The organism is Protofrankia sp. CiT1 (genome assembly GCF_917627335.1).
Lineage (GTDB): Bacteria > Actinomycetota > Actinomycetes > Frankiales > Frankiaceae > Protofrankia.
In genome coordinates, this window is sequence record NZ_CAKJTP010000215.1 from 1 (window position 1) to 5,157 (window position 5,157).

Annotated in this window: 4 protein-coding genes; all 4 read right to left on the reverse strand. The window is 68.2% G+C overall.

All coding sequences use genetic code 11. The features are described from left to right. The coding region (locus MJ785_RS20160) for a hypothetical protein (protein WP_239382301.1) at positions 1-342 on the reverse strand (342 nt) is incomplete at its 3' end. Between the two features lie 3 nt (positions 343-345). After that, on the reverse strand, positions 346-1,320 hold the full coding sequence (locus MJ785_RS20165; RefSeq protein WP_239382303.1) for a hypothetical protein: 975 nt from the start codon (positions 1,318-1,320) through the stop codon (positions 346-348). Positions 1,321-1,402: 82 nt separating this feature from the next. Beyond that, positions 1,403-3,205: a major capsid protein gene (locus tag MJ785_RS20170; RefSeq protein ID WP_239382305.1), complete on the reverse strand. Its 1,803-nt coding sequence runs from the start codon at positions 3,203-3,205 to the stop codon at positions 1,403-1,405. A gap of 120 nt (positions 3,206-3,325) precedes the next feature. Next, complete coding sequence (locus MJ785_RS20175; RefSeq protein ID WP_239382307.1) at positions 3,326-4,822, reverse strand: hypothetical protein; 1,497 nt, start codon at positions 4,820-4,822, stop codon at positions 3,326-3,328. Between the last annotated feature and the right edge of the window lie 335 nt (positions 4,823-5,157).

Here is a 5,157-nt window from a genome sequence, read left to right on the forward strand (position 1 = left end):
GGTCAGGACGATGCCGCCGGTGGCCAGCTCCTCCAGCTCCGGGTCGGGCGCGGTGAAGGACAAGCCCATGGTGAGACGCTTGGCAAGGTCGGGAGTGCGGTAGGTGACGGCGAGGTTCCCGGCGGCGTTACGCAGGGAGGTGTCGATGCCGTTCTCCATCTCCCCGGCAAAGTCAATCTTTGTGAACTGATCGGTTACGATCATGTTGTTGGGGCCACGGGAAATATGCCCCAACCTGTCCAAGCGGCACACCCGCAGGGCGATTGCGAGAATCGACGCCGGAGCGTCATTGCCCGTCGCCGACAGAGAGGGCGGGCTCGCCGAACCGACGACGATAGCCACGGATCAGACCTCCACTTTCGCTAGCACCGCGAAATGCGCCGCGTAATCCCAGTACGCGGCAGCGGTACGCATCACCCGCACCACCACCGTGTTCGTCGCCCGGTCGAATGTTGCGAAGACGTCGTCATCCTCAAAGTAGGGATCATCGAGGCGGACATGAATCATGGATGTCGCGTACACCCACGTGCACCCCGATGGGGGGCTGATGCCACCGGGGCCTGTGCCGAGATATCCCGAGCCGGGAACAATAATGCTGTCCAGAATCGTCAGGAGCCGATTTCCTTCCCGGCGCAAGAGGCTGTTGCCGTCCCACTGCGGCACCATTTCCGCCGTGCAGTGAATCATTCCGCGGCGCCCCGGTCCCATCGGCTGCCCCGTGGACACCTGTGTATGCGCCTGCGATCCCGACGGCGTTGCCCGCCCGGCGTTGGACAGCGCCTGCTCCAGCAGTCCCAATGCCCGCAGCGGGTTCTGCGGCACTCGGGCGGAAGAGACTACCGGCGTCAGGTCCACCACCGGGCCGCCATCGGTAACCACCGGCATGGACAGGTAGTGCTGCGGATAGCCCTTGACCTGGGCCAGTTCGCCGGACCACAGCTCGTACTCGACCGCGGCCGGGGTTTTCCCCACGATTCCCGTCAGCGCCCGGTCTCGTCCGTCGGCGATTTGAAATCCCAGCGCTGAGCAGATCTCGTCATGGACGATGGTGAACGGAACGTAATCTACTCGCGGCTCATTCGTGGGCCGGACGTTATTGCTTCCCGGATAGCGGCCGTTGGCGGTTGTCCGCTCGCACATGTCGATCGTTTCGGCCTGGGCCGCCGAATAGGGGCGGAACGCGAACCCTAGCTGCCAGCGTTCGTCATCCGCGTCGGGAACGGCCGCGCGCAGCAGTGACACTACGGGGGCCGTGGGGTCTGGCGGGGCGATAGGAGTCGCCCGGCTGGTCGCACTGGACAGTCCCACAACTACGGGCACTCGCTGTCACCTCCCAACACGAAAACGGTCGGGACGGCCACCAGGGGGACGGACCAGGACACCCCGGGTGGCCGTCCACGCGCTAGAAGCTGCCGCCGGTGCCGTGAGCACCGCCTGCGGCGCCGGTCAGCGTGCCCGGAGCGGCCGAGGTCGCGATCGGCAGCGAGCTGCCACCGGTCGGCAGCACTGTGGAAATCATCCGAAAGGCCTCAACGCCGCGGAATGCCACCGACTCAAACGCCTCGACGAATGTTTCGTAGTCGTTGGTGCCGTCAAGAATGCTGTCGCGGACCACGCCCAGATTGATCGTCCCGCCATCGAGGCGAATAAACGATCCCTCCGGGTACAGCCACCAGTGGATTTCCGCCGGCCAGTTATTCAGATAGGACACGGCCTGGGCGCCGAACGACTGCGCGACCGGAGTAGGGCCAGAGGACCACACCGCACCACTGTCGACCGGCTCACCGTCGGCCAGCCACGTGACATTGACGCCGCGGGCGGTGAACCATGCCTCGATCTGCGCGTCTGGCACCGCGCGCACCGGAGTACCGGAGTCGTCGTGCGCCTGCTCGCGTACGAGATCCGCGCGGATCATGTCGGTGGCCCAGTCCGGGATCAACAGCCGCCAGCGCTGGTTCTCGGGCAGGCGGTGGCGGTAGCGGGACGCGGCGATCGCCAAGTCCAGGCTGGCCAGCAGGTCCCGGTGGACGCCCAGCAGCTTGTTCGTCAGCACCGTGGTGGACGCTGCGGTGATCTGCTTGAGGAGGTTCAGTTCGGCGAACCGGGCCGCGTAGACCATCGCGACCCGCGTGTTGGCCTCAACCTGCTCGGGTGAGAATCGAGCCATCATGTTCCCGACCTTGATGATGGTCGGGATCGCGTCGACGTAGACCTCGTTCTCCGTCGCGCAGGTGATCGTCCCGTATGGCTTGGTCGCCCCCCCGGGGGTGGCGTCGGTGGTGTGGGACCACAGGGACGTTGCAGTAGTCGCCACCGAGTCTGAGATCTTCGGCGGGGACACGAACCGCAGACCACCCCGGGTGGCATTGAATGACGGCAGTGCGTCCTGCAACGGCCGGGCGTCATCGCCCCACGTCGGGACCGCATAGTCGACATTGACGGGGTTGCAGATCCCGCCGGAGGCCACGATCGCCGACGGCGACGTCACCGCCAAGATCTTCGCCTCGTTCGAGGCAAGATCCCCGGTCAGCGTGCGCTCATCGGGGTAGCTGTCGGTGTGCCACCGCGCCACATGCTGCAACTCGAACGCTCGCTGGCCCATCCGGGTCAACCGGCCGTGGATCAGCTCGGCGAGACCGGCGAGACTCCCGATCGCATCTCCCGGTGCCACGCTCGGACTCCCCGTGGAGGAGACATACAGCCCGACATGGGCACGGCCGGGCTGTGGGCCATCAGCCGGGCGGGCGGCCGGGTCCGCACTGGCGGGCCGATGACCGCCGATGGCCGCCAGAGGCACCCGGGTCGGTAGCGGCGCCGAAAGGGATTCACCGCCAGGGGTGGCCGGCGTGTCGCTCGGTGCCGCGTCCGGGTCTGGCGCCGGGTCCGGGTCGACGGCTGGCGCCGGGTGCATCGCGGTCCGTAGCGCACTGGCCTGATCGGCGGCTGCGGCGCACTGGGCGATCCGCTCGCGGACGGCCGTTGTGACATCGCCGATGGCCGCGAGGAGGGAGACCTGCTCGGGCGTGCGGGCCGCATCGTCATCGCCGTAGATCGCATCGAAGGCGGCGATCAATGCCGTCTCCACCCGGCCCAGATCCGCGGCGGCCAGCGCGGCTACCTGCTCGCGGACCGCTGCCAGCGCGCTTTCGGAGTCCTGCGCGGACGGCAGGGCGGCAATGTGGTCAAGTAGGGCTGCGACGTCCACGACGGAGACTCCTCGGATGTGCATGGCGAAAGAACCGAGCGGTCCACCGTCGCTATGCGTCCGGGGTCTGGGACGGCTATGCCATCCGAGCTCCTCGTCGCAGACAGTACACCGCCCGGCCTATCGCGCATGCATGGCCGCTCGCAACGTCCGCGCCGTTACCGCAAGTGATACCTGTGCGGCGCTCCGCGCTTCTCGCGTTGCCCGTCGATGCGCGTCGATCTCCTCAGCCGTCAACCCTCGACGCCCTGCCGCCAGGACGGTCCGCGCCCCTGCGGCCACCAGCGCCACCGGCGTACCGCTGGCCGCCAGTGCCCGGGGCACGGGGAATCCCTGAACGTTGACCGCGAGTGCGGCCACCAGCTGCAACCGGCCGCCGAGCATCCGCCAGTCACCCGACAACCCCGATGCCCGCAGCGCCCGGACCTGCATGTCGGTGACATCCGGCCGCATCGCCCCGGCGAACCAGATTCCGTAGGCGTCCTCACCGGCGGCGACATCGGCCACCGCGGTGCCCGTGTTGTCGTAATGCGCTATTGCCTCAGCCGCGCTGGTGCCCGCCGCGGTGGAGGCATGTCCGGTGCCCATCGTGATCGGACCGGTTGCTACCAGCGCACCGCCCGCCGCCAGCACCGCACCGGTGCGGTAGTAGGCGTACGTCCCGCCACGGGGAGGTGTGACGCATGCCCCAGAAACCCCGGTATGGCATGTTCCCCAGCCCGCCAGATGCCCGTACACCCAGCCGTCGGCGGTAATCGTCAGCGGTGTCAGCTCGGACAGGTGGGGATCGTCGAACCACGCCGCGGGTGGTTCCATGGGCCCGGCGGACGCGACAAGGGCGCCCCCCTGCTCGCAGGGTATGCACCGGCGGGCACCGTAGGGGCGATTCCGTGGCCGCCATCCCGATGCGGCTACCGCATCCTCGTCGCCGCCGTCGGGGGCCAGTGTGTCGCGGGGGTGTGGCATAGGGTTGCCATCCGCATCCGCACCGACCATGTAGCAGCCCGCAAACGCAGGGTGCGGCACCAACGTGTACCCCAGCACCTCACCCCGGGTGATGCTCATGCGCTCCGCGGTCGGGTACCCGTCCTCGTCCTCCTCCAGAACCTCCCATTCGGCATCGACGTCCGCGAGGTCGGCGGAGACCCCGTTGAGCTGTCCGGAGTAGACCTTCGCGGCGTACGCCTGGGATTCGTCGTCGACGTCGAATTCCCCGGACCCGTACAGGGCCAGGGTGCCCTCCGGGTAGGTCCCGCCTCGCCCGTCGGATTCCCCGGACACGTCACGGCGGTCATGTGCGGTGATCCGGCCGACCTGCACGGCGTCCGTGGTGGGGATGTTGCCGTGCGGCGCGGACCGTGTCGCCATCAGTGGCAGCGGGAGATCCCGCCACGACAGGGCATTCGGGGTGATGAATCGGCCGTCGGAGGTGTCGGCGCCCTCGACGATCCCGATCGGAATGTGGAAGGCGACCATCGGGCCACTGGGCACGTCGTCAGGCGCGTCGTCGCCAGTGGGAGTGCCATCAGATGTGTCGCTCAGGGCACCTTCCGCCCCAGGGTCGGCATCTGCCAGGGCGTCGGGCGCGGGGGGTGTGGCGACAGGGGCGGGCGTCACAGGGCTCTCCCGGCATGCGGGTTAGCCGGCAGACGCGGGGTCCGCATCCTCGCTGCCAGTCACTGTCAGGATAGGCGGGACGGGCTGTCGTGACGCGCGGGACCGGGCGGGGGCAGCAAGAAACCGGCACCCCTACGTGCGGGATGCCGGTCTACGCTTGGCGTGTCAGTGGGTCCTGCTGTGAATCTGGCGAATCCGCCGTCGACTCAGTCCGGGCACGGCGTCGGCTATCTCGCAATCAGCCATCCCGGCCGACTGCGCCCTAGCGATGGCCGCCCGTAGCGCATCGTCCGCCTTGCCCGTCACCTCCCGAGCAAGCGCCGCCATCGTGATGG